This window comes from Constantimarinum furrinae (assembly GCF_014295415.1).
Classification (GTDB): Bacteria; Bacteroidota; Bacteroidia; order Flavobacteriales; family Flavobacteriaceae; genus Constantimarinum; species Constantimarinum furrinae.
In genome coordinates, this window is the sequence record NZ_CP052909.1 from 2474656 (window position 1) to 2498004 (window position 23349).

Sequence of the window (23349 nt, forward strand, 5' to 3'; positions counted from 1 at the left end):
ACGAAATTTTATCACAAAAGATATCTACAAAAATATAGATCATAGCATTGCAACACTATAGGCATTATTTACTTTTCTTATTTCTGATACTGCACTGCAGCCACGCGATCTATTCGCAGGATATTCCGGCGAAAAATGAAGTGAATATCCCCGCCGAAACCAAAGACGACAGTATTTCAGTGGATATTAAACCTATTATTGATGAGCGCAGGGAAATTCTAGCCGATACCGTAAAAACAGATACTATTCTGCCTCAAAAAGAAGTCCTTGAGAATGTCGTTGATTACTACGGTGAGGATTATGTCTATATCGATAGAAAAGAGAACAAGGTCTATATGTACAATAAGGCGTACATCGTTTATGGGGATATGCGTATTGATGCAGGCTTGATCATTCTAGACTACGATAAGAACGAAGTATATGCCAAAGGTATAGACAGCGCCGGAGTATATTCGCAAGCCCCTGTCTTTGTACAGGCTGCTAATGAAGTTAGACCTGACTCCATTCGTTTTAATTTTGATTCTGAGAAAGCTATCATTTTTAACTCCCGAACCGAGCAAAACGGATTTAATGTATTGGCCGAAGTGACCAAAAAAGAAAACGATTCGGTGGTTTTTCTTCGGAATGTAAAGTTCACTACTTCCAAGAATATCGATGACCCCGAATATTACTTTTACACCCGAAAAGCAAAATTCGTCCCTAAAAAGAAGATCGTTACCGGCCTTACCAATATGTATATAGCCGACGTTCCAACGCCAATTGGTTTACCCTTTGCGTATTTTCCGTTGACCGAAGACCGTACTTCAGGATTTATCATTCCAACCATCGGAGATAACAACAACAGGGGTTTCTTTTTTCAGAACGGCGGATATTATTTTGCAATTAACGATTATCTCGATCTTACCTTCTTAGGGGATTATTACACCAACGGAAGTTATGGCCTGAGGGGGGAAACTTCCTACGCCCTTCGGTATCGCTTTCGCGGAAATGTTAGTGTACGTTATGAAAAACTTATTAATAGTGAACGGGGGTTCCCCGACTTCAGTGAAAGTGCAGTGTATAACATTCGATGGACGCATAATCAGGACCAGAAAGCTAACCCTACTTCCCGCTTCTCTGCTTCAGTGAATCTGGGGAGCAGCCGATATTTTCAACAGTCCATAAATCAGACGAACAACGCCAGTGCCTTGGTTAACACCCTAAGTTCTTCGGTCTCATATTCAAAAACCTTCGAAACCGAGCCACAAGTCAATTTTACGGTTGCAGGCACACATTCGCAAAACACCAATACGCAGGAGATCAATATGTCCCTGCCCAATGTAAATGCCAGTGTATCCCGAATATTTCCATTTGCACCCAAGAACGGAGTTAAACAAGGAATAATAGACAATATCAACTTTCAGTATGATCTTTCCGCAGAAAACCGGATTAGTACCGTAGATTCCTTGTTCTTCAAACCTGAAATGTTCGAAAATGCTCAAGTTGGAGCCCAGCATTCCATTCCTGTTAGTACCAATTTTAAGTTGTTTAATTATCTAAGTGCCTCGGCCAGTACCAATTTGAGGGAAACCTGGGTGATAAAAACCTTTGATCAGCGTTTCGATCCATTGCTCAACAATGGGAACGGGGCTGTGGTTACCGATACGGTTTCAGGATTTGATCGTTATTTTACCTATAATTTCTCTACTAATCTTGGAACCACTTTTTATGGCACTTTTAATTTTGGAGAAGAAAAGAAGATCCAGGCCATCCGTCATGTGGTACGTCCGTCGGTAAGTTATAACATCAATCCGGGGTTCGACCAATACTATGACGACTACATCATTCCATCGGCAGATCCCGAGGTAAACGATCAGGTTATTTCGTATTCGAGATTTCAGAACACCCTTTTTGGCGCTCCCGGAGAGGTTTTTTCAAGCAATATAGGATTGTCCTTAAGTAATACGTTTGAAGCCAAAGTAAAGGATAGGGATTCCACGGCCACCGAACCAAAAAAAATAGTGCTTCTTAACAACCTAAACTTTTCAACCGCTTACAATTTGGCGGGAGATTCATTACCGTGGAGTCCGCTTAGATTTACAGGAAGCATCCCAGTTGTAGAACGGCTTGATGTCAATTTTAATGGCTCATTAGACCCTTATGCCCTTAACAATAATAATGAGCGTATCGACCAATTTAATATTAATAACGGTGGAAGTTTATTTCGATTAACCAATGCCAATGTAAGTGTCAATTATTCTTTTTCCAGTAAAGACCTGGAAGGAAATGAGCGTGATACCGATAGAATAGATAATGAGACCTTTAGAAATGGCGGTAGACCGGATGATCTGTTTGGAGATTCGACGAATATAAATTCGGGAAATATTTATGAAGACGATGAAGAGGAGGATGACACCAATGTAGCCTGGTATAATTATAAGATCCCGTGGGATTTCAGGCTGGCTTATACCATCACTTATGGCAATGCACGCAGACAAAATGAGATTTCGTCGCAGTCGTTGATGTTCAGTACCAACCTGGAGCTATCACCTCGATGGAAAGTTGGGGTTTCCTCGGGCTACGATTTTAAGAATAAAGGGGTCACGCTCACACAATTCCGTTTTCAGAGAGATCTGGAAAGCTGGCAAATGAGCTTCAACTGGACGCCCATAGGAAGTATAAATACCTCCTGGTACTTTTTTATAGGAATAAAATCTTCGGTATTAAGCGATATTAAATACGACAAGCGCAGGGAACCGGACCGCAATCTTTAATTAAAACTTTCGGGATGAAAAAAATCATAAACAGTTCAAAAGCACCTGCTCCCATTGGAGCTTATAGTCAAGCCGTTTTAAAGGGCTCTATGTTGTTTACATCGGGGCAGATCGCCATTGACCCTACAACCGGTGAGTTGGTTAATGAAAGTATTCAGAAGGAAACAAAACAGGTAATGGAAAATTTAAAGGCTGTTTTAGAAGAAGCCGGAATGACCTTCGAAAATGTCTTAAAGTCCTCCATCTTTATCAGCGATATGAAAAACTTCTCTCAGATCAATGAAGTATATGCGGGTTATTTTAACGAGGACACAGCGCCCGCAAGAGAAACGGTTGAAGTTGCAAATTTACCTAAATACGTGAATGTGGAGATCTCGATGATCGCCTCTCGTTAATCTTCCTCTTCCTTTTTTGCCTCAGGTTCGAAATCGACGGGAATAGAATTATCATCGGGAATCACGGGTAGTTCATTTTCAGACTCTAAAGTTAACTTCTTATTGAATAACCTGTTCACTAACTCTCTGAATGTATCAAAATCGACCGAATACGAAACTCCGGCACCCTGTTCAAAGATCTGGTTCTCCCCTATAAACTGTATATCTGCCTGCCGGTTAAAAAAGTTGATTCGCAGACTTCCGTCTTCATTGGCTAACCATTGTACTTCAATATCACCTGCCACCGCCGATTCGTTTACACCCCCTACCGGCACCCCTACTTTACCGTTGATCAGTATTCGTTCACTTACCTGCGAGGTTATTTGAACCCCTACCTGACTCCCGTTATCCTGGTTATAATTTCGGTCTGCAGCAACCACATAAGGGAGTACGGCGAATTTAGAATCCTGCTGTGAGAATATTTCGGCCACAATAGAATTAACACGTTCTGCGATCACACCTCCAAAATCGGCCCCACTTTGTAAATTATCATTTACAAATGAGCCGGTAGCTACTAGGAATAAAGCCTGTTTCTCGCGTTGCTCTTTGTTCTGAAGTTTATATTCCAATTCACTGCGCACTATAGAACTGGTCCTAGGAAACTCAATGCGGAAGTCGATATTGGGCTGAATAAGTTCTCCCGTAAGATCCACGAGCACTTCAACCGGGATCTTTCGGTTCGCTGAAGGATTATCCAGGAGCACTGATGGATTAGCAACAGTAGTATATTTAGCCGTAAGATCTAAGCGCGCTCTCTCTGGGCTGCCGTCCCAGTTAATACTTCCGCCGGGAACCACATCGATATTCTTCTGAATGATCCCACCATATCGGAAATCATACTCTCCTTCAATAACCAGGAAATCTCCCCACATATTGAATTTTCCCAGTGTATTGATCTCTATTAGCAGAATTCCTGCTCCCCTCCCCTTTAATCGAGAGTTGTTAACCGGATCGACTACGACTTCTACTTCGGCTTTTTCATTGATATCGAGCTCAAAATTAAGCGAGAGCCCCTTAACATCCTCAGTCTGAATCTCGACGCCGCTTATAATGGCCTGCTTTTCCTGAGGTGATAAAAAATGTATAAAGGAGTCGTCTCCAATTGATTCTGTATCGCTTAGCGGTATTTTAAATGTGGTTCCTTCCTCAGTGGTGGCGATTACATCGATCACCAATTCTTCTGCCGGACCGTTTATGTCTGCTGTTCCGCTGATAAATGCAGTTCCGTAGTACAATGCATCCTCATCGGGTGGTGTGTCTAAAACCAAAAGTCTGTCGGTACTTATATTTAAATGAAGCTCCCAGTCCCCAAAATTGTTATGTAAAATGTTTCCGGAGAGTTGTCCCTCTGTATTAAATTTGGTATCGGTAATGGTCGTATTTCCAATATCAAACATGTTTTTAGTCACATCCACCCTGGTATTGTTCATCAAATCGAAATCGGTATTGAGATACGGGATCTTTAATCCGCTTTCCATTAGGTTAAAACTTCCGTTAATATCGGGAGATTTATAATTTCCTGTGACTTTGGCATTTCCGGATATTAACCCCCTAATATTACTCACCACGTCGCCTCCAAAGGGACTAAATGCCTGTAGGTTAAAATCGTTTAAGGTCACATCAAGGTTAATTTCCGGGTTATTCGCAGAAACATCGATCTCCCCTACGGCATTGATCGATTTTACATTATTATTGGTAAGAGTGGTGTTGATCTGATATTTTGACAGATCCTGATTTCCAACCACTCCTAGATTTAGATCTCCAAACGCCACATCGTTGATCATTACCCCGTCTATGGTAACCGTCGAGTTGGGATAATATGCACCGTCCTGCTGCATGAATCGCAGCTTTCCGTTCACATTTCCCTTGAGGTCCAGACTATCCACATGAGGTGTAATATTTCCCAGATTCACATCCTTAAACTCAAGTTTGATATCCTTATACGTTGAATCACGAAGTATTCCGGCCAAACGAATGATTTCCTGATTGTGATTGAGTACCAAAGAATCTATCTTAATGTTCTTAAAATTGTCGTCGAATGTGATCTTGTTCAGGTTGTTGTTTCTTTCATTGATATACCACACTTTTTCTTTATAGGTAATATCTGATCGTTTAACTCCTACAACCGACTTTCCCGCCGGATTGATGGTATGGTACAGGGAAAGATTAAACAAGTCGGTTTTATCTTTTCCGCCCTTAAATTCTGAACGAACATAGAGGGTGTCATTTATGGTCTTGTTGATAAAGCTCAAATCGGTGACATTATAAAACCCGGTGTATACTGAATCTACTGAAGCATAGGTGTTATATAGCGGGTTGTCGTTATCTACCTGAATATTAATTTTTGACAGATAATTATCGAACAGCAGAATTTCGGGAGACCTGAAATCGAGTTTAAATTTAGATTCGTCGGAAGACACCGAACCCTTTACCTGGGTATTCTCACCCAGTTGCAGCTGAGGCACAAAAACTTCTACGATCTTATTATACACTGTAAACTGATAATCGATATATTGATCGTTTGTAACTTCATTTGGAATATAATTTGCATAAATACTACCGATACCATTTACAAACAGATTCGGGATATCTTCAACGAGGAATTTGCCGGAGATCTTGCCGTTCACAATATCCGGCGACACGATCTCAATCGTCCTTATGTCCCCTTCAAAAGAAGAGATCACTTTAAAGTCGTCGAAGAAAAAATCGTCGTCTTCATTCTGATAAAAGGTTTCATTAAATGAAATTGTTCCAACGGCATCATCTACAGTCGTTCCGTCCATATCCATGATCACCTTACCGGTAAATACAGAAATGCTGTCCCTTTTAAACAAATTGAGTTTATTGAGTTCTGCGTATTCCACATCCGCTTCAAAATCGTATTGATTCGCATCCTTGGATACATCTACCAATCCTTTGAAAGTAAGTTTCAGATTTGGGTCATCAATACTCAGATCGCCATTAAATAAAGGGTTTTTCAGGTTGCCGGACACCTTGATATTCTTGTAATCGTATCCTTCGAAATTAAAAGTGGAAATTGTTCCTGAAATCTGTGTATTCACGGTATTTTGAGTAAATCCCCTACCATCAAAATTGAGGTTGGCACTCGATCTGCCCAATGAAGTCGTCCCTGCAATTTTACCGAGATTAAAACGATCCAGCTTTACATTTCCGGAATAAAAGGCATTGTCAAAATTATTTATATTCCCCATTTCCAGCTGCGTCACTGCAGAACCTATAGCACTACTTAATGTGCTGTTTGTTTTTAATTCTGTGGTGGTTATGGAAGTTGTTCCTGTAAACGTGAACGGCCCTAACACTTTAATTTCCTGAGGAAGCACATCACCTAAAACTCTGGGCATAAATCGCCTCAATTCGTAAAAACTTGTAGAGATTCTGTGATTACGTGCTTGAATACTATAGGAAGCATCTTCCGAAATAATATCCTTTATTATAAAGTCACCACTTAAACGGGTATCCCCAACACGCAGATCAGCATCAGTAAAGATAAAATCATTAATTGTGCCTTCAAATGTTCCGTTGAGATAGACAAGCTGATCCTCCCCAAATTCATTATAAAAAGCATTTATATCGTTAGTAGCCAGTTCGGCATCCTGGAAGGTCGCTTTTATGGTCACATTATTAATGAAGTCACTGAGACCTTTTTCAGAGTAATCCAAGAGAATCTTTCCTGAAAGTTTCGAACCTTCGGTTTCCAACAGGAGATCATCCAGATTCATTTCGGTTAAGGTATACGAAAATCTGGATCTCAGATTTTTAATTTTGAACCCGCGTTCAGCATCCAGCGAAAGCGCCTTAATATTGGCCTCAACATCGGGTCCGGTGACCTTAAAGTCATTTGCGGTGACATTTACATTGCGCAAGTCGAAGATCTCTGGGCTTTCAAGATTTTCATCAATGATCCTTATTCGGCTATCGGTAAGTGTAACATCGTTTCCGAAAAGTGAAAAAGGGCTTTCACTTTTTTGGCCGGTATTGAATTTTTCAGAAAAAATAAAAAGATTGTCGTCCTCTTCCCCTTTGTAGGTCTTGACATACAGTTTCCCCGATTTCATATTAATATTACCAAAACCCAGATCACCTTTTATTAAGTTCTGAAAACTGATTATGTTGGTTTCCAACTGTCTGGCATAGATTAGCGTATCCTGATGATGGTCCGCAATATACACGCCTCGTATATCAACTTCCCCTTTCCAGTTAAGTCCTAATCGATCGATATGGATTTCGGTGCCATAGGTCTCATTTAGGTTATCGGTGACTTTGTTTGCAATAAATGTCTGTACCTTAGGGATTGATAAAATAATCACAGTAAGTACTATAAGAAGTACCAAGATCGCAAAGATGCGAAGTATTATTTTCCTAAGTTTTTTGATACGCTTTTAAAGTTTTAATTTTGGCTTCAAATAATATACCCTTTTTCTTTTGAGCTTAAAAAATTGTTATATCCTTGGTATTGAATCTTCCTGTGATGATACTGCTGCTGCTGTTATAAACAACGGAGTTGTATTATCCAATGTTGTTGCCACACAAAAAATACACGAGGAATACGGAGGGGTGGTCCCCGAACTCGCCTCCCGCGCGCACCAGCAAAATATCGTTCCTGTTGTACATCAGGCGCTACGCAAAGCAAATATCGACAAAAAACAGTTAAATGCCATAGCTTTTACAAGGGGTCCCGGATTGATGGGTTCCCTACTTGTAGGTACCTCATTTTCAAAGTCCTTGGCTATGGGATTGGGCATTCCACTTATTGATGTAAATCATATGCAGGCGCATATTCTGGCTCATTTTATTAAGGCTGAAGGACAGTCTGAACCCAATTTTCCGTTTCTCGCATTAACCATAAGCGGTGGCCATACCCAAATTGTAAAAGTGACCGGCTATTTTGAAATGGAAGTTATTGGTGAAACTATAGATGATGCCGTTGGTGAAGCTTTCGATAAATCGGCCAAAATACTGGGACTCCCTTATCCGGGTGGACCGTTGATCGACAAATATGCACAACAGGGGGATCCGAAGCGATTCAAATTTACCAAACCTAAAGTGAGTCCGTTGGATTTTAGTTTTAGCGGATTAAAAACAGCGGTATTGTATTTTGTTGAAAGAGAGGTGCAGAAAAACCCTAATTTCATTTCAGAAAATATAGTAGATATCTGTGCTAGTTTGCAGTTCACCATAGTGGATTATTTGATGGATAAACTTAAGAATGCAGTAAAGCAGACCGGAATTAAGGAAATTGCAATGGGTGGAGGTGTATCGGCAAATAGTGGAATACGTACAGCATTAGGAGCAGCAGAAAAACGCTACGGTTGGAAGACCCATATTCCCAAATTTGAATTTTGTACCGATAACGCCGCAATGATCGCGATGGTAGGAGAGCTAAAGTTTAAGCACCAAATATTTGCTGAAAGCAATGTAGCGGCTCAAGCACGAATGAAACTTTAAAATTTAACTGAATTGAATCTATTCTACCATCCGGGAATTTCTGAAACTTCGAAAGAAGTAATGTTCAGTAAAGACGAAAGCAGGCATATTTCGAAAGTACTTCGGAAAAATGCAGGGGATCTGGTGCACCTCACTAATGGAAAAGGATGGTTTTTCGATGCCAGGTTAGAAAGCACCAATCCCAAACAATGTCTGGCAACCATTACGGCTGCTAAAGAGGAACCTCCGTTGAAATATTCACTCCATTTAGCAGTTGCTCCCACAAAACTCAATGACAGGTATGAATGGTTCCTGGAAAAAGCCACCGAGATCGGGATCACCGAGATCACTCCGGTAATTTGTGATCACAGTGAACGAAAGGTGATAAAACCAGAGCGCTATGAGAAGATCCTTCAAAGCGCCATGAAGCAGTCGTTAAAGTCGCATTTACCACAGTTAAACAACGCCGTTTCACTTCGATCTTTTCTTGAATCTGAAAAGACTTCAGGGGCAACAAAATACATTGCTCATTGTGAGGATTCTCAAAAAAAGAGTTTGAAAGCCGTTCTTCAGCAAGAAACAGAATATACTATCCTTATTGGTCCTGAAGGTGATTTTTCTTCGGAAGAGATTCAACAAGCAATCGCAAACGGGTTTATTCCGGTAAGTTTAGGTGAAAGTAGATTACGAACTGAAACGGCCGCGATCGTTGCCTGTCACAGTGTCGCCTATGTAAATGAATGAATTCTCCAACGCTATTTTAGTTACTTCGTGATTTTCTGTCTCATTTCTGAGCTACTGTTGTTAGCGAAGTATTTCCTTACAATTTTTTAACGTTTTTTAAACATAAAAAGCTTGTGAAAAGGGAAATGTACCTGTACTTTTGCACTGGAAATAATGTACTGAAATTCGTAGGAAATTATGTCTTTTATCGGATAAATATTACAGTTTAACGATAAAAAGTGAGAATTTTTATAGAATTATTGAATTAATTTACATACATTTCGACCCTCAAATCTAATATAGGAATATACCATGTCCCCTGCACTAAGGAAACTTAAAGAACAAAACTCGTCCGAAAGCGATGCTTTTATGATCGATTCGGATGCTACCTTGCAAACAGCACGAAGATTGAGCATTGCACATAATGCTTCAAAATCGGTTAGTTTGTTAGAGGACTGGATGATTTTTACCAATGTACTGGGTATTGGAATTATAAATAGAATTTCCTAGTCCATCTTGCTTCAATTTTTATATTTTTGGGTGCTATGCATCTAAAGAGTTTTCTCTTTTTTCTTTTCCTAAGTGTCAACCTGGTCCATGCACAGGAAATTGCCGTGTTACAGTATGGCGGTGGTGGCGACTGGTATAGCAATCCAACCTCCCTTCCCAATTTAATTCGGTTTTGCAACGAACAGATAAACACCGCAATAAATCCTAAGGCACAAACGGTAAGACCCGGTGATGTTGAACTATTCAATTATCCTTTCGTTCATATGACCGGACACGGTAATGTATTCTTTACCGCCGAGGAAGCAAAAAATCTGCGTGATTATTTAATGAGCGGCGGATTCTTGCATATAGACGATAATTACGGTATGGATCAATATCTGCGGAAGGAGTTGGTGAAAATATTCCCCGAAAAAGAACTCATGGAGCTACCCGGCAACCACCCTATTTTCAGTTCACAGTTCAGTTTTCCTGAAGGATTACCAAAGATTCATGAACACGACAATACGCGTCCTCAGGCCTTTGGATATTTCCATGAGGGCCGGTTATTGCTGTTGTATACCTTCGAAAGTGATCTTGGTGACGGTTGGGAAAATCAGGAGATTCATAATGATCCGCCGGCAGTTCGCTTAAAGGCACTTCAAATGGGCGCCAATATAATAAAGTACGTGTTCGAGCATTAAAATCATGCAACTTTCTCATCAAGCCTCCCGATTTAAAAGCAAAGCATTCCCTATCATTGTTATAGCAGACGGGATTCAAAGTCCGGCAAATATTGGAGGTTTGTTCAGAATATGTGAAGCATTCGGGGTAGCAAGAATAATATTTTGGAATTCGGCTCCCGACTTTTCTTCTACCCGACTAAAGAGAACTGCAAGAGACACCATTAATAAAGTCCCCTATTCGATCTGTGAGGATGTTATTTCAGAAATAGAAATATTAAAAAATAAGAAGTATAAGATCTTCGCGTTAGAGATCACCGCAGATAGTATAGCCATTGAAGACATTCAGAGGGAAAAGGATCAAAATACGGTGCTCATTATAGGCAATGAACGACATGGTATTTCCCAGCCACTTCTCAATACAAGCGATCAGGAAATTCATATTAGGATGTATGGAAACAACAGTAGTATGAATGTCATTCAGGCAACTGCCATAGCGTTGCACTCATTAACAAAAGTTTGACATCAAGCTATTGCTAATATGCTATCTTTGAAACGTGAAAGCCGGAGCTAAAGCCATAACCATCGGGATATTAAAATCCTTAGCCGTAATCGTGGGAATATTCCTGCTGTTCTGGTTCGTTTTTAAGATCAAAGCCCTAATCCTTTACATTGGTATTGCTGCAGTTATTTCCTTACTGGGACGGCCGGTCGTAATATTTCTGAAGCGAAGACTCAAATTTCGCAACACTCTGGCAGCTATCACCACGTTACTTTTAGTAATTGCTACGGTTTCTTTGCTCATTAGGATCTTTGTGCCAATTATCATTGAGCAGAGCAAGAATATTCAGGATATTGATTTCGATATGGTAAAACGCGACCTGAATGAATTAAACATTCAGGCCAGCGAATATTTGGGTGTGGAACAGATCAACATTGTTGAGGCCATAAAGCGAACCGAATATGTTCAAAATTTTAATCTGGAGATCATCCCTAGTTTTATTGATATTTTCTTCGGAAATATTGGTGGTTTTGTAGTAGGCTTGTTTTCAGTGTTATTTATATCATTTTTTCTACTGAAGGATGAAATGCTTATTGCTCATACGGTAACCGCCTTCGCCAATCCCGGAAGGGAACAACGATTTCTCAGTGTTTTAAACAAGGTAAAGGAATTGTTATCTAGGTATTTTCTCGGCCTCTTATTACAGATCATGATCCTTACGCTTTTCTATTCGGTACTCTTGCTGTATCTGGATATTAATAATGCCATAGCTATTGCTCTAATATGCGCATTCCTTAATATTGTCCCCTATTTGGGTCCCTTAATTGGGAGTGTGGTAATGATGCTGGTTGTAGTGTCAAATAACCTTGGTGCCGATTTCTCTTCTGAATTACTACCGTTGCTCATCATTACACTTTCTGGATATACCATAGCTCAAATCTTTGATAATCTAATCACTCAGCCGGTTATCTTCGGAAAGAGTGTGCGATCTCATCCCTTGGAAATATTCATAGTCATTTTAATAGGTGGCTATCTGTTTAGTGTTGCCGGAATGATATTGGCAGTTCCTACGTATACTACGCTTAAAGTGATTTCCAAAGAGTTCCTTTCAGAATATAAGATCGTGAAACGTCTGACGAAAAATATGTAGATTGCCTTTTGAACAAAAACATTCTACATACCGAAGTTCAGCATTTCATTAAAACCTACGACGCCAACCTTTCTAAACTCGCGTTTTCAGGCAGTCCGTTTCCAAAAGTGACTGTCCAGGAGCTCCTACAACAAATCGAAGGCTATCGCAAAGCTGAAAGCAAATTACCGGGCTGGAGCGGCACCGATGGTATCTATTATCCTTTAAAGCTCAATCTGGAACAAACCTCGTCCGAAACCACTGCAAAATATAAAGCTTCCTTATTTAGCGGAAAAGCAATGGCAGATCTTACCGGAGGCTTTGGGGTGGATAGTTATTTTTTTTCAGAACAGTTTGAAACGGTGTATCATTTTGAAAAGGATACCGAGCTATCCTCCATCGCCACTCATAATTTTAAAACGCTGAATAGAGAAAATATAAAAACTATTAACCGTGATGCAATTTCCGCCATTGAGCATATGAGTTTCGATCTAATCTATGCCGATCCTTCGCGGCGACACAGCACCAAGGGAAAAGTTTTTTATTTACGGGACTGTGAACCAAACATTCCGGATGCCATCGATTATTTGTTGGAACGATGCGAGGTGTTAATGATCAAGACTTCTCCAATGCTCGATATTTCTGTAGGAATTCAGGAATTACAGCACGTTTTTGAAATACATATAGTAGCGGTTAAGAATGATGTTAAGGAATTAATATGGATGCTGAAGAAAGGTAATTCAGAAGCTGTAACAATCAAGACCCGAAATTTTGTCGGTGAAAGTTCAGAGAAGTTCGATTTTGAAATAAATTCTGAAGCCGAAGCTGAAATCGGAGATCCTGAACAATATTTGTATGAACCCAATGCCGCTATTCTAAAAAGTGGTGCTTTTAATCATATTGCCCAGTGCTTTAAACTCAGAAAACTACATAAGAATACGCATCTCTATTCCACCAATCAATTGATTGAATTCCCGGGAAGAAGATTTAAAATAGAAAGCGCAGTCCCCTATTCCAAAAAAGAAATGAGGGCTGGCATTACTTTTGATAAAGCCAATGTGGCCACTCGTAATTTCCCTGAAACCGTTAGTGGACTCAAGAAACGATGGAAAATTACGGATGGTGGAGACTTGTATGTTTTTTTTACAACCGGAAGTAAAAATCAAAAAATGATGTTACTTTGCTCAAAAATTTAAAAATGCTTAGAATAATTTTACCACTTCTCTTCTTTTTTAGTCTTTTTCCTATGTATTCACAGGAGGACTGTAATTATAAGATCCAGTATGAACTGGATGACGACAATTTTATTCTCACTCATGAGCAATTGGCCGAATTCATGGTTGGCAAGGATCAAAATGTTTTTATCTATTTTTCGTTAATGAAGGAAGGTCCTGTTAAATCATTAGTGCTACAGGTATCTCTAAATGCTGTGGAAATGCCGCCGATAATGTGTTTTGATAAAACCAGTCGAATTATTTTTCAACTGGAAGATAAGAGTTATGCCTCTCTGGCATATTTAGGAGAAACTATCTGCGGTAGGCAGTCAGAGCCGGAGAATCAGCTTAAAAACAGCATCGTAGAAGCTGCCTTTTTTCTGGATGAAGAAAATTTAAACCGACTAAAGAGCTCACCTATTGAAACTATGCGTATTACCACCATGAAGACGAATTTTGACATTGTATTTCAGGAAGTGATAAGTAATAAAGCTATTGAGGAGCCTATTTATCCCAAAGAATACTTTCTAAAATACCTCGATTGTATTGAATAGGAATACTGCTAAAATCTTATAGATTTTTTTTGCGAGATACCAATTGAAAAGTTACATTTGCATCCGCGTTAAAAACGTTTAGTTCATAACATATTGGAGAGGTGCCAGAGTGGTAATGGAGCAGATTGCTAATCTGTCAACGGGTAACCGTTGCCGGGGTTCGAATCCCCGTCTCTCCGCAATTTTTAATTGGTTTGGGAATTATAACCAATTGTATCAAGTTCATTTTCTCTTTATGAGCATACCAGTCACACCTCGGGGTGTAGCGTAGCCCGGTCATCGCGCCACGCTTTAGCGTGGAGGTCGTCGCGCCACAGGCGTGACCACCCCTATAAAGAAAAAGTTTATGTTTGTATACATACTTTTTAGTGAGACAAGTTCTAAATATTATGTTGGTCAAACAGCAAATATTGAAAATAGATTGAAAAGACACAACCAAGGAATTGTTCCTTCTACAAAAGGAGGCCGACCTTGGAAAATTGTTTTGTTACTTTCAGTTCCTAACAGATCTGAAGCCTTAGTTTTGGAGAAAAAAATCAAGAACCGGGGAGCAAAACGATTTTTAGACAAACACCTCGGGGTGTAGCGTAGCCCGGTCATCGCGCCTGCTTTGGGAGCAGGAGGTCGCAGGTTCGAATCCTGCCACCCCGACAAATCAAGAGGGAGTTTTTGTAGAAAGTTTACTTTCTTAAAAACACGAAGGCATTGATTTGTGATACTCAATAGAGGATCATAAAATAAATCTGTCACCCTGACAAATTGAATGGTCGCATAGCTCAGCTGGATAGAGCACCTGCCTTCTAAGCAGGCGGTCCCAGGTTCGAATCCTGGTGCGATCACGAATAAATAAAAAACCCTTGCGTAAAATCAAGCTTGCTTGAATTTTTAAGTGAGGGTTTTTTATTTTCAACGCGGAGCGTTGTAAGGATCACCGACTGATAAGGAGGTAATCCTTTATTTACGTGCACTGTTCTCCGATATTGTAGTTAAGGAGAAGCGCGTTGTCAGGATCACCGACTCATAAGGAGGTAATCCTTTTTTTACGCGTATTGTTCTCCGATATTGTAGTGAAGGAGAAGCGCGTTGTCAGGATCACCGACTCATAAGGAGGTAATCCTTTTTTTACGCGTATTGTTCTCCGATATTGTAGTGAAGGAGAAGCGCGTTGTCAGGATCACCGACTCATAAGGAGGTAATCCTTTTTTTACGTGCATTGTTCTCCGATATTGTAGTTAAGGAGAAGCGCGTTGTCAGGATCACCGACTCATAAGGAGGTAATCCTTTTTTTACGTGTATTGTTCTCCGATATTGTAGTGAAGGAGAAGCGCGTTGTCAGGATCACCGACTGATAAGGAGGTAATCCTTTTTTACGTGCATTGTTCTCCGATATTGTAGTGAAGGAGAAGCGCGTTGTCAGGATCACCGACTCATAAGGAGGTAATCCTTTTTTACGTGTATTGTTCTCCGGTATTGTAGTGAAGGAGAAGCGCGTTGTCAGGATCACCGACTCATAAGGAGGTAATCCTTTTTTTACGTGCATTGTTCTCCGATATTGTAGTGAAGGAGAAGCGCGTTGTCAGGATCACCGACTGATAAGGAGGTAATCCTTTATTTACGTGCACTGTTCTCCGATATTGTAGTTAAGGAGAAGCGCGTTGTCAGGATCACCGACTGATAAGGGGGTAACCTAATCATTCACTATAAATGCATGTATCACTCCAGGAATCCATCCAATTATGGTGAGAATAATACTTATCAAAAATGTTGTTCCTATACCGTGTTTGAGAAAAACAGCTAAAGGAGGTAATAGAATGTTTAGGATAATTGTGAGTAGTGACATAGTTATAAAGTTTAATTAATAATATGGTAATCAATGGGTTTAAAAGATCCACCATTGCTCATTTCGGCCGAACAGGCAGTTAACCCTACAACTAAATCCATTAAGGCCTCAAATACTACATAATCTCCGGCCGAACTCAGCGGGGGTTTTACAGTTAATTCACCAGTGTCCTTAAATTGCACATTCATAAAAATGTTAAATGCAGTAGGAATGTCATCGGCTTCGATCTCATATTTGCTTAAGTTCTTGATCAGATTTTCAAAACAACTGGGATGATAAGAATTATGATTGTACATTATTTTAAATGTCTCAGGACTACAAGGAGCCAAAAGAAAATCATTTCTACCATTGGTATCCTGTATAATTTTCATCATTTTGTTACTTCTGTTACTCCACAGGTAGTTTCCATTCGTAATAAGAAGATTTTCTTCAAAATCTAATGTTTTCCCCGAACTAATCTTTTCCTTAATGTCGTGCGCGTTAAAGAGCACCATATCACTCACCTGTTGCCCCATGGGATCAATGACTTTCAATCGCTGCCCTCTTTTTAAAATAAAGGCGCTGCCGGACTGTGGTTCTATTCTTTGTTCCATTTCAAAAATTTAGGATGCTTTGTTGATAAAGGGGCATTTCCAATTAGCTTCTACTTTTCGACCGCTATATTGCCTTGCCTCACTCTCCTCTCCAAAATCCTTTAATACTGGATTAATAAATCCTTGTAGCTTTTTATCTCTGGATCGAATTCTGTTACGAACCCTTTTATACGTATTCATTTCTCTTAATTTTTCGAATTGACTATGAAGGTTGAACACTATGGTAGGGAACGGAGCTCTTCGTGCATATCTTGAACTATGAGGATGCATACCTACAATATAAAAGGCCTTTCCGCCAATACTGAAGCTAAAGTTCTCATTGTTGGGGTCATCGCTCACAGTTTCATCCCAATCTAAAGTATCGACCTCATGCAAGTGCTGCAATTGGTCCCAAAGCATACTTTCGAACTGACCTTCACAATGGATGTTGTCTGATGGAAACACAGCAATAAACGTTTCAAATGTGTTCGTAGTAAAGTCGTATGATGAAATATATTCCTCCAAATCTTTGTAAATTCTTTTGGCAGTCTTTCTGGATCCCAGACCATTATACGATTTTAATCTGAAATCATCTGAACTGAAAATTGTTTGTGCCATTAAACACGGATGGTTTTGTTCTAAAATAAATTTTTTAAATTTTAAGATGAGGTTTTCTGTCCTAATTTGTCGTGCTTGTTCAGTTTTCAGTACTTCTTGTTCCATTTTTAGCTTTCTTTTTTTTAAAGATATAGGTAGGAAATCATCTTTATTTTATAATTAAGAAAGAATTAGTTTAACTTTAGTAAGGCTTTACATTAGGCTTATGGATTTATTAACATTTCTCACTACGTGGCTCCTGGCCACGTCTGCTATGACGATCTTTAGTTATGCTATATATGCAATTACAAAAAATGAAGTGCGAGAACCGGTTCTTCTGTCAAAACTTTTAAAGGGATCAACTCCTGAAAATAATAGTAGAAGCCCCAAGATAATTTTGGGTTGGATAGGACATTATAGTATTGGAATAATCTTTCTGTTACTTTATGAGGCCACTTGGCTCATCGCAGGACTAGAACGAAATTTTATATATGGTCTAATATTCGGAATCGTGGCAGGAGGTCTTGGGGTTATAGGGTGGATCGTTCTGTTTACAATATCTTCTGAGCCACCGAAGATTAGATATAGCCTATTCTTTTCACAGTTAATAGCAGCCCATATAGTTTTTAGTCTAACTGCAGTTTGGGCAGCTAATTGTATACCTATTATTTAAATCGGAAATACAACAGCAACATTAGTGCGTTGAGCGAAAACGATATGCCGTTCATCACTATTATAGGCATATCCTCTTTTTCGATTCCATACCACACCCATAATCCTACACCTATAGTTAGGATAGAAAACATAACGGGAGATAATCCTTCTACTTTCTTGGTATTGTAAGCTTTAAAGATTTGAGGAATAATTCCAGCTGTGGTGAGCACCCCGGCCGATATCCCAATTATTTCTACCATTCCCATGATCAGGTTCTGTTTACACCTTCCATTAACCAGGCATCGATTTGCTTGTTCGGGTTATCGTCGTGAAGCACCACAATGTCACCGGTAGTTTCAAAGATGACGGCCTTCACCTCTTTTAATTCAATGACATTAGCTTCTCTAAGCTTAGATCTTAGATCCCCTTTGGTGACCCTGGCCTTTTTTAAATTATCTTCTAATATTTCTGTACCATCCATCAACAATAAGGGTTCATTATCAATTATCCTTCTGAAAATATTCCATTTTCTCAGGTATGCAGCTAATAATTGTAAAACATATACAGTTAACAATCCAATAATACCGTGAAGTAAAGAAACAGATTTTGATAATAGCGTTGTCGCGATAATAGAACCAATTGCAACCGTCATTGCAAAATCGAAACTCGACATTTTCGAGAAACTACGTTTTCCAAATATTCTTGTTAGTAGAATTACTGCGATGTATATGCCAATGCCGGTGAGTATGACCGCTATTAATGAAGTGCCCGAGGCAGAAAACCATTCTTTCATAATTTTTAATTTAAAAGCCCATCATAAAGATGGGCTTTTATTAGATAATTAGGTTATACTAATGCTTTTTTATTTAATCTTCCTTCGGCAAGCTTGTCTAACTTGTTATCTGCATCATACTCTTCATCTAACGTTGTTTGTAGTTTTTTAGCAATGGCAGTGTGTCCTAACTCTTTCGCAAATCTAACTGCCGTACCATAGCCCGATATTTCATAATGTTCCACCCGTTGTGCACAAGCTATGAGTCCGGCATCTTTCACATCTTTCTGCGCCTCTTCTTTGATCATACCTTCACATTCTTCAATAAGCCCTTCCATAGCATCACATTTTGTATTACCCGGATTGACACCCAGTTCATCACAAATTTCTTGAATTCGCTCAAACTGGGTTTTCGTCTCTTCCAAATGGCTCGAGAATGCATCTTGCAACTTTTTATCTGAAGCTGCTTGAACCATTTTTGGCAACGCCTCAATTAATTGTTTTTCGGCAGAATATAAGTCCTTAATTTCATGCTCAAATAGATCCTGTAAGTTTTTCATAGTTATTTTTTTATTTGATTAATAATACTAAAGTTAAATCTTAGAGAGGTCGAAATCAAGAAGTTTATGACAAGTTAACATCACTTGTTAATTCCAAGTAAATGATTTTCTGTCAAGAACTCAATCTTCTTAAAATATTAACCAAAGTGCTAAATACTACCTTCAAAATAGAAGAGAATTAATTTCTTGTTTTAAGCATAATTCTTGCTAAAATGATGGTTAAAAGTAGAATAGGCCACAACATTTTAACTACTATTGATGATATATTTCATATTTTTAAAATTATTGATTAAAACCAAATGCCAGCAAACAAACTTCTATTTGTACTATTGTTAATGCCGCACTTGGCCTATTCACAGCTCGAAAAACAGATATCATTTAAGCAGTTGTCGGTTGAGCAAGGCCTTTCGCAAAACAGTGTTGTTAGCATTGCTCAGGATAGTATTGGATATCTCTGGTTTGCTACTCAAGATGGTTTAAACCGTTATAACGGAAAGAATTTTAAGCACTATAATCTTCAATTCGAGGATATCACAAAAGAAAATTACAGCAAGCTGGGGCGGGTGTATTTTGACAATAATAACCTCTTACACACCATTACTAAGGGAGGAATATTGAGACGGTGGGATGAAGAAACTCAGAACTTTAAACGATACCTGAATATCAATAATGTCAGTATTATGCTGCAGGATTCGAAGCTTCATAATTGGGTAGGCACTTACGATAATGGATTATATAAAGTAAGCTCAAACGATACGCTAAAGATATTCAGAGATGAAGATGCTGTTCGCAGTGTTTATGATATGATGGAAATTGACAATTCGATGATCATTGCATGTTCGGGTGCTGTAATTTCCGTAAGCCGTAAATCAAATATATATTCTGAAATCCCAGTTGAAACAGATTCACAACGTGTTAATTACAGTAGTATAGCCCTCGATACTTCCGAAAATATTTGGATTGGGAGTTTTGGTTCTGGGTTATTTGTTAAAAAATCTGAAGAAAATATATTTCGCCAGTTTGAAGGTTTTGATGATAAGAATATTTTGCCGTCAGATCTTAATATTGAAGATCTTCTAATCGATTCTAAAAAACGACTCTGGATTGCTACCTATGGAAATGGGGCTTGGTTAATTGATTTCCGCGAAGAAACCATTAGTCACTTCATTTCGAACGAATTCAATCCTAGGGCCATTCACTACAATGATATCCTTTGTCTTTTTGAAGATTATACAGGAACCATTTGGTTAGGCACAGACGGAGCGGGGCTTAGTTATTATGATGAGCATCTATTTAAATTTAACTCCTTAACAAATAGAGAAATCCCCTTATTTGCCAAAGTGGATGTAGCCCGAGCTATTACTACCGATAATAAAGGGCGAATCTGGATAGGTACTTCAGGGAAGGGTTTAACAGAATATAATTCTACTGAAAAAAAATATATCGCCTATAAGCACAGCCCTAAACTCAACAACAGTCTTCCATCAAACAGGGTTATGAGCTTGTTCTATGATGATGAAAAACTTTGGATCGGATTACAGGATGAAGGATTGGCCATTCTGGAAAGAGGCGAAATTAAAAAGGTGTTTAATGCTCAATCGGTTCCTCCTCTTCCTGCAAATACAGTATGGTGTATCTTCAAGGACAGCAATGCCAATTTTTGGCTGGGAACACGAGATAACGGACTCATAAAGTTCGATCTTAAGCTCGGCGTCATAAATCAATATAAATATGACCCTAATAACAATCTGTCAGTTTCAGATAACAATATCAGAGTTATAACTGAAGGAAATTCAGGCGAATTATGGATTGGCACTGAAAACAGGGGATTAAATAAATTTTTGCCGAAGGAAGAAATTTTTGTTCGTTATGACTTTCCCAAAATAGCAGGGATTAAATCGCTTTATTGGGACCAAAGCAATTTGTGGATAGGAACCAACGGCTACGGACTTCAGGTTATGGATCTCATTTCAGAAAAGATGTATGGGTATACCCAGGAGGACGGGCTTCCAAATAATGTAATATACGCTATTCTTCCCGATGAAAATAATACACTCTGGCTAAGTTCTAACCGGGGAATTTCAAGTTTTTCAGTAGCAGAACCGGGTGACCGTGCTTCCATAATTAATTACGATTCGTACGATGGATTACAAGCACTAGAGTTTAATACCGGAGCCGCTTATAAAGACAAGGATGGCAATTTGTATTTTGGCGGACTAAAAGGGATAAGTTGGTTTAAGCCATCACAACTAAAGACAAACCCCATTCCTCCTAAAACCACAATTTATAAAATGGAAATCTTCGACGAGACCATGCCTCTCGAAAATGGAAGGGATTTAAAATTTTCTGAAAATACAGTATCGTTTAGTTTTGCAGGATTACATTTTACTCAACCCGAACGAAATGAATACACCTATTTTCTTGAGAATTATGATAAAAGTTGGTCAAAGCCAGGGATAAATAACTTGGCTCATTATACCAACCTCCCCCCGGGCGATTATACGTTCAAGGTAAAATCGAGTAATTATGATAGTGTGTGGAATACGGTTCCGGCAACTTATGAATTTACGATAAATCCTCCATGGTACCTATCCTTAACTGCTAAGATCGCTTATGCGATAGCGTTTTTGTTCTTTCTTTACGTTATATATAACTATTTAAAATGGCGTTGGAAGATTCAGCATGAGCTGTTAATGGAGCATGAAGAGACCGAACGATTAAAAAAACTGGATGAACTAAAATCCAAGCTATACACCAATATTTCTCATGAGTTCAGAACTCCATTAACCTTAATCTCAGGCCCTGTAAATCAGCTGTTATCAAAAGCCGATCTTGCCCCAAGGGATAAACAAGCGCTTAAATTAATAGAGGGAAGCTCTCAACGTATGCTGCGTTTGGTAAATCAGTTGTTGGAATTGTCCCAGTTGGAAGCTGGTGTTGTCGCGTTAAAGGTGATCGATCACGATCTAAAAGTACAACTTGAGCAGATATTGGAAGCTTTTACGATCAAGGCAAATGAGAAGGGAATCAGACTCAACTCCGAGATTTCAAATTTCAATGAAAGCTGGTATGATAAGGATGTTATGGAAAAGATCGTTACTAATCTCCTGTCGAATGCAATTAAATATGCCCCTGAAAATTCGGCCGTTAATTTATTTGCTTCGGAAGAAAAAAACAATGTGATCATTGAAGTAGAAAATGAGAATACCTCACTTTCTGCACATGACCTGAACAAACTCTTCGGACGATTTTACCAGGCCGATAAATCGGCTGAAGGTGTAGGCATAGGATTGTCTCTTATTAAGGAATTGACCTTGCTGTCGGGTGGAAAAGTTTCCGTAGCAAAGAAAACTGAGGATACAATAAGTTTTACAGTTACTATTCCTATTACAAAAGCTTCCTACAATAAAAACATTATTGAGGAAGGACCCGTCGAATACGATTTTATAAAAGGACAAGAAGCTTCCGTAATTTTCAAAACCAAGGATGAGGATATTCCACTCCTTTTAATCGTTGAAGACAACACTGAAATAAGAAAATTCATTGTATCATTATTTGATGAAAAATGCAGGATCTTAGAAGCGGTAAACGGACTTGAAGGAATAAAACTGGCTACTAATGAAGTACCTGACCTTATTATAAGTGATATTATGATGCCCGAAAAGGATGGTATAGCACTGTGCAACACCTTAAAAAAAGATGTACGAACAAGCCATATCCCCATAATTCTACTAACTGCAAAGGTTGGTGAAGAGAACGAATTAAAGGGTCTTCAAAATAAAGCAGACGACTATATAACGAAACCGTTTAATGCCGATATACTAATCCAAAAGGTCTACAATGCTATAACGTCCAGAAAAGAACTGCAGCAGCGATATAGTCAGCACCTATATCTTCGTCCAAAAGACATTGCGGTAAGTTCGTATGATGAGGAATTCCTTGAAGAAATTCAGCAGATCATCGACACCAAAATAACAGATCCAGAATTCAAAACCGAAGATTTCGCGAGAGAACTAAATCTTTCCAGAATGCAACTTCATAGAAAACTAAAGGCACTTACCGGTTTGAGTACCACAGAGTTTATTAGATCACAACGATTAAAGACGGCCGCTTCGCTATTAAGAAGTGCAGATCTTACAATTTCTGAAATTGCCTATACGGTAGGCTTTAACACACCGTCATACTTCATTAAATGTTTTAAAGAAGTATATCATTGTACTCCAAACGAATATATTTCTTCTAAGTAATTACGCTGTTACATATCTTCTATGTATTGTTACAAGCTTGCTATTTAATATTCTTTCCTCTAGCTACATTTACCTATCCCAATTAGTTAACACCTCATTTCACAAAATGAAAAAAAGAAAAGCCTCTTTTGTGGGTGAAATAAAAACTGTTATACCGGAGATCTATTTAACTATAGATCATTTA

General features: G+C 38.9%; 19 protein-coding genes and 3 tRNA genes. 15 read left to right on the plus strand and 7 right to left on the minus strand.

Going from position 1 to position 23349, the window contains the following annotated elements; all coding sequences use genetic code 11:
• Positions 1-47: 47 nt before the first annotated feature.
• The gene (locus ALE3EI_RS11400) at positions 48-2753 is read left to right on the plus strand and encodes a putative LPS assembly protein LptD (RefSeq protein ID WP_186988771.1); all 2706 of its coding nucleotides are present in this window, start codon (positions 48-50) and stop codon (positions 2751-2753) included.
• Positions 2754-2767: 14 nt separating this feature from the next.
• Positions 2768-3148 (plus strand): Rid family detoxifying hydrolase, encoded by a 381-nt coding sequence (locus ALE3EI_RS11405; protein ID WP_186988772.1) that lies wholly within the window; start codon positions 2768-2770, stop codon positions 3146-3148.
• Here the strand turns inward: ALE3EI_RS11405 and ALE3EI_RS11410 are convergent.
• A complete protein-coding gene (locus ALE3EI_RS11410) occupies positions 3145-7515 on the minus strand; it encodes a translocation/assembly module TamB domain-containing protein (protein WP_233279961.1) in 4371 nt (1456 codons plus the stop codon). The two genes, ALE3EI_RS11405 and ALE3EI_RS11410, sit on opposite strands and share 4 nt — an antisense overlap.
• Before the next feature lie 115 nt (positions 7516-7630).
• On the opposite strand from ALE3EI_RS11410, the gene tsaD reads away from it, so the two are divergent.
• From tsaD to ALE3EI_RS11470, 12 genes are all read left to right on the plus strand, one after another.
• Positions 7631-8653, plus strand: coding sequence for a tRNA (adenosine(37)-N6)-threonylcarbamoyltransferase complex transferase subunit TsaD (tsaD, locus tag ALE3EI_RS11415; protein ID WP_186988776.1), 1023 nt, complete (start codon positions 7631-7633; stop codon positions 8651-8653).
• 12 nt (positions 8654-8665) lie between these two features.
• The gene (locus tag ALE3EI_RS11420) at positions 8666-9376 is read left to right on the plus strand and encodes a 16S rRNA (uracil(1498)-N(3))-methyltransferase (RefSeq protein WP_186988778.1); all 711 of its coding nucleotides are present in this window, start codon (positions 8666-8668) and stop codon (positions 9374-9376) included.
• A gap of 291 nt (positions 9377-9667) precedes the next feature.
• Complete coding sequence (locus tag ALE3EI_RS11425) at positions 9668-9865, plus strand: hypothetical protein (protein ID WP_186988780.1); 198 nt, start codon at positions 9668-9670, stop codon at positions 9863-9865.
• A 35-nt stretch (positions 9866-9900) separates the two neighbouring features.
• Positions 9901-10545 carry a DUF4159 domain-containing protein gene (locus tag ALE3EI_RS11430; RefSeq protein WP_186988782.1) on the plus strand — a complete coding sequence of 215 codons (645 nt, stop codon included), beginning with the start codon at positions 9901-9903 and terminating at the stop codon, positions 10543-10545.
• A gap of 4 nt (positions 10546-10549) precedes the next feature.
• Entirely contained in the window at positions 10550-11047 is a 498-nt protein-coding gene (locus ALE3EI_RS11435) for a TrmH family RNA methyltransferase (RefSeq protein ID WP_186988783.1), read from the plus strand.
• Positions 11048-11081: 34 nt separating this feature from the next.
• Complete coding sequence (locus ALE3EI_RS11440; RefSeq protein WP_233279962.1) at positions 11082-12176, plus strand: AI-2E family transporter; 1095 nt, start codon at positions 11082-11084, stop codon at positions 12174-12176.
• An 8-nt stretch (positions 12177-12184) separates the two neighbouring features.
• Positions 12185-13351, plus strand: a complete 1167-nt coding sequence (locus ALE3EI_RS11445; RefSeq protein WP_186988785.1) for a class I SAM-dependent methyltransferase — start codon at positions 12185-12187, stop codon at positions 13349-13351.
• Between the two features lie 2 nt (positions 13352-13353).
• The gene (locus tag ALE3EI_RS11450) at positions 13354-13923 is read left to right on the plus strand and encodes a hypothetical protein (RefSeq protein WP_186988787.1); all 570 of its coding nucleotides are present in this window, start codon (positions 13354-13356) and stop codon (positions 13921-13923) included.
• A gap of 95 nt (positions 13924-14018) precedes the next feature.
• Positions 14019-14102: transfer RNA gene (locus ALE3EI_RS11455), tRNA-Ser, on the plus strand.
• Positions 14103-14269: 167 nt separating this feature from the next.
• Complete coding sequence (locus ALE3EI_RS11460) at positions 14270-14509, plus strand: GIY-YIG nuclease family protein (RefSeq protein WP_186988789.1); 240 nt, start codon at positions 14270-14272, stop codon at positions 14507-14509.
• Positions 14500-14574, plus strand: a tRNA-Pro gene (locus tag ALE3EI_RS11465). The genes ALE3EI_RS11460 and ALE3EI_RS11465 overlap by 10 nt, the downstream gene beginning before the upstream one ends.
• A gap of 114 nt (positions 14575-14688) precedes the next feature.
• A tRNA-Arg gene (locus ALE3EI_RS11470) sits at positions 14689-14762 on the plus strand.
• 848 nt (positions 14763-15610) lie between these two features.
• Here ALE3EI_RS11470 and ALE3EI_RS11475 read toward each other — a convergent pair.
• From ALE3EI_RS11475 to ALE3EI_RS11500, 6 genes are all read right to left on the minus strand, one after another.
• Positions 15611-15763 carry a YqaE/Pmp3 family membrane protein gene (locus ALE3EI_RS11475; protein ID WP_186988791.1) on the minus strand — a complete coding sequence of 51 codons (153 nt, stop codon included), beginning with the start codon at positions 15761-15763 and terminating at the stop codon, positions 15611-15613.
• 11 nt (positions 15764-15774) lie between these two features.
• Entirely contained in the window at positions 15775-16356 is a 582-nt protein-coding gene (locus tag ALE3EI_RS11480) for a DUF1989 domain-containing protein (RefSeq protein WP_186988792.1), read from the minus strand.
• Positions 16357-16365: 9 nt separating this feature from the next.
• Positions 16366-17058: a guanitoxin biosynthesis heme-dependent pre-guanitoxin N-hydroxylase GntA gene (gene gntA / locus ALE3EI_RS11485; RefSeq protein ID WP_186988794.1), complete on the minus strand. Its 693-nt coding sequence runs from the start codon at positions 17056-17058 to the stop codon at positions 16366-16368.
• A gap of 539 nt (positions 17059-17597) precedes the next feature.
• Positions 17598-17852 (minus strand): SemiSWEET family sugar transporter, encoded by a 255-nt coding sequence (locus ALE3EI_RS11490; protein ID WP_186988796.1) that lies wholly within the window; start codon positions 17850-17852, stop codon positions 17598-17600.
• Positions 17853-17854: 2 nt separating this feature from the next.
• Positions 17855-18379: a DUF421 domain-containing protein gene (locus ALE3EI_RS11495; protein ID WP_186988798.1), complete on the minus strand. Its 525-nt coding sequence runs from the start codon at positions 18377-18379 to the stop codon at positions 17855-17857.
• A gap of 53 nt (positions 18380-18432) precedes the next feature.
• The gene (locus tag ALE3EI_RS11500) at positions 18433-18918 is read right to left on the minus strand and encodes a YciE/YciF ferroxidase family protein (protein ID WP_186988800.1); all 486 of its coding nucleotides are present in this window, start codon (positions 18916-18918) and stop codon (positions 18433-18435) included.
• Between the two features lie 299 nt (positions 18919-19217).
• Between ALE3EI_RS11500 and ALE3EI_RS11505 the strand changes: the two genes are divergently transcribed.
• A complete protein-coding gene (locus ALE3EI_RS11505; protein WP_186988802.1) occupies positions 19218-23165 on the plus strand; it encodes a hybrid sensor histidine kinase/response regulator transcription factor in 3948 nt (1315 codons plus the stop codon).
• Positions 23166-23349 lie beyond the last annotated feature (184 nt).

Coding starts and splice junctions, on each gene's coding strand:
- ALE3EI_RS11405 (WP_186988772.1), top strand. CDS start 2,768: ATGAAAAAAATCATAAACAGTTCAAAAGCACCTGCTCCCATTGGAGCT.
- ALE3EI_RS11425 (WP_186988780.1), top strand. CDS start 9,668: ATGTCCCCTGCACTAAGGAAACTTAAAGAACAAAACTCGTCCGAAAGC.
- ALE3EI_RS11430 (WP_186988782.1), top strand. CDS start 9,901: ATGCATCTAAAGAGTTTTCTCTTTTTTCTTTTCCTAAGTGTCAACCTG.
- ALE3EI_RS11435 (WP_186988783.1), top strand. CDS start 10,550: ATGCAACTTTCTCATCAAGCCTCCCGATTTAAAAGCAAAGCATTCCCT.
- ALE3EI_RS11450 (WP_186988787.1), top strand. CDS start 13,354: ATGCTTAGAATAATTTTACCACTTCTCTTCTTTTTTAGTCTTTTTCCT.
- ALE3EI_RS11460 (WP_186988789.1), top strand. CDS start 14,270: ATGTTTGTATACATACTTTTTAGTGAGACAAGTTCTAAATATTATGTT.
- ALE3EI_RS11475 (WP_186988791.1), bottom strand. CDS start 15,763: ATGTCACTACTCACAATTATCCTAAACATTCTATTACCTCCTTTAGCT.
- ALE3EI_RS11480 (WP_186988792.1), bottom strand. CDS start 16,356: ATGGAACAAAGAATAGAACCACAGTCCGGCAGCGCCTTTATTTTAAAA.
- gntA (WP_186988794.1), bottom strand. CDS start 17,058: ATGGAACAAGAAGTACTGAAAACTGAACAAGCACGACAAATTAGGACA.
- ALE3EI_RS11490 (WP_186988796.1), bottom strand. CDS start 17,852: ATGGGAATGGTAGAAATAATTGGGATATCGGCCGGGGTGCTCACCACA.
- ALE3EI_RS11495 (WP_186988798.1), bottom strand. CDS start 18,379: ATGAAAGAATGGTTTTCTGCCTCGGGCACTTCATTAATAGCGGTCATA.
- ALE3EI_RS11500 (WP_186988800.1), bottom strand. CDS start 18,918: ATGAAAAACTTACAGGATCTATTTGAGCATGAAATTAAGGACTTATAT.
- ALE3EI_RS11505 (WP_186988802.1), top strand. CDS start 19,218: ATGCCAGCAAACAAACTTCTATTTGTACTATTGTTAATGCCGCACTTG.